The sequence below is a fragment of the Mesorhizobium sp. M2A.F.Ca.ET.037.01.1.1 genome (assembly GCF_003998075.1).
GTDB lineage: Bacteria > Pseudomonadota > Alphaproteobacteria > Rhizobiales > Rhizobiaceae > Mesorhizobium.
The window spans coordinates 1-1,820 of the sequence record NZ_RZSA01001180.1; the positions used below are offsets into that span (position 1 = coordinate 1).

Sequence of the window (1,820 nt, forward strand, 5' to 3'; positions counted from 1 at the left end):
GTAACCGCCCATCGCCACTACCGCCTTGGCCCCGGCAATCAGGTCTTCCATGCGGTTGTCGAACTCGATGATCTTGATGCAGGGGATCTTGGCCCCCTTCTTGAGCAGCTTGTTGCGCTTGCGCGCCGGCATGTAAGGCCCAAGCACGATCAGCGCCCTGTGCTGCAACTGCGGGTTCTGCTGATAGGCATCGATGACGTCGTGGATCAGTTCCGCGCCGTCACCGCCGCCCCCTGTGGTAACAAGGATATACTCACCCTCGGGCCGGTGGCCGGGCAACTCGTTCCGCTGCAGGCGCCGTTGCAGGAAACCGACGAACCTCATCTTTGCCCTGACGGCCGGCGGCACATCCAAGCCGGTCAACGGATCGTAGAAATCCGGCGGGCCATAGGCCCAGACCTTGTCGTAGAACAGGCCTATCTTGCGCATCACATCCCTGCGTGCCCACTCTGCTTCGAGCAGATGCGGCGCATCCATCACCTCGCGCAGGCCAAGCACGAGCGTGGTACCCCGCGTCTTGAGGTAGGACAGTGTGTCCTCGATCTCACCGCGCAGGCCGAGCGGTTCCTTGTCGACGATGAAGATATCCGGCCGGAAGGTCTCGGCCGTGTGGCGGATGATCGACTGGCGCATTCTGAGCGTCTCATGCAGATCGATATCCTTTTCCAGCGAGGTGTACTCGCCGTTGCGCAACTTGATGACGCTGGGGATCTTCACGAAGTCGACACGGGCGCGATAATCGAACGCGCCGGCGATGGGCGCACCCGAAATGATCAGCACCTGAAGTCCGCGGAAATCCTCGACCAGCGAATGCGCGATGGTCCGACAGCGCTGCAGGTGGCCGAGCCCGAACGTGTCGTGGCTGTACATGAGAATTCGAGCGTCTTGTACGTGCTGGATCATTTCTGAACGTCTTTTAGAATTCTCGCCTTGGGAACCGGGGCGGTTGGGGAAGCCATCCTGAGGCCTAACCGACCTGTTGTGAAACATGAGGGCGCAATTTTCAATTCGTATTACCCAAGAGGCCGCAGATCGCCCCTCACCGTCCGCGAATTCATAGTCTCCCATGCGACCGGCGCGATGCGAAAGATCAGATAGCGTTCTTCACTCTGGACCCCGCATTTCGTGATGTGATGGGCGCCAATCCGAAGCCCTTCATGGAGCTACATTCGCACGAAGCGCTCGGGTCTGTCTTCCCCGACCTGAACAAGTGCGACTCCACTACACACTTTGTCGGTCAGCAGCATCGATAACTGTTCTCCATATGCTGGCCACCGGAGGTCAGCTCGTCGCCCCAGACGAATTCAGCGCGGATGCCTCCAGTTTGCTCCCCGGACGTAAGCCCATCAGTTGTTATGACTGCTGCGATCGATGCCGCGCGAAGGCCTCACGGACGTCACGAGCCTCACGGACGTCACGAGTAAGAGACGAAGGGCACGCCGGCCCATCGAATGGCGCGTGAGCGTCTCGCGCCAGTGCGGCGCGCCGCCACTGTTCAGAGCGATTGTCGCGTCATTTAAGACAAGCGTCGGCGGCCGAGGATTTCATTCGCACTCATATCCGGGAAGACATACCCATTGTTCGACTGTGCAAGGAAATCGGTGTTAGCCGTCGACAACTGGATTACGCCTTTCGCACTACCTTCGCCGTAGCCCCGCTCGAATTCATCAGAGCGCTCCGTCTCAATGAACAGACGGCTCCTTACTGCGGCACGTGCTGACGGCTTGAGCATAACTGCGGTCGCTATGGAGGTGGGGATCACCCATCTGGGCCGCTTCGCCGCGAATTATCGACTCTTCTTCGGCGAATCTCCCTACGAA

The 1,820-nt window shown here is 59.4% G+C and carries 1 protein-coding gene; it reads right to left on the reverse strand.

Going from position 1 to position 1,820, the window contains the following annotated elements:
- A partial coding sequence (locus EOA27_RS34790; RefSeq protein WP_127258552.1) for a glycosyltransferase family protein occupies positions 1–903 on the reverse strand: 903 nt, incomplete at its 3' end.
- Between the last annotated feature and the right edge of the window lie 917 nt (positions 904–1,820).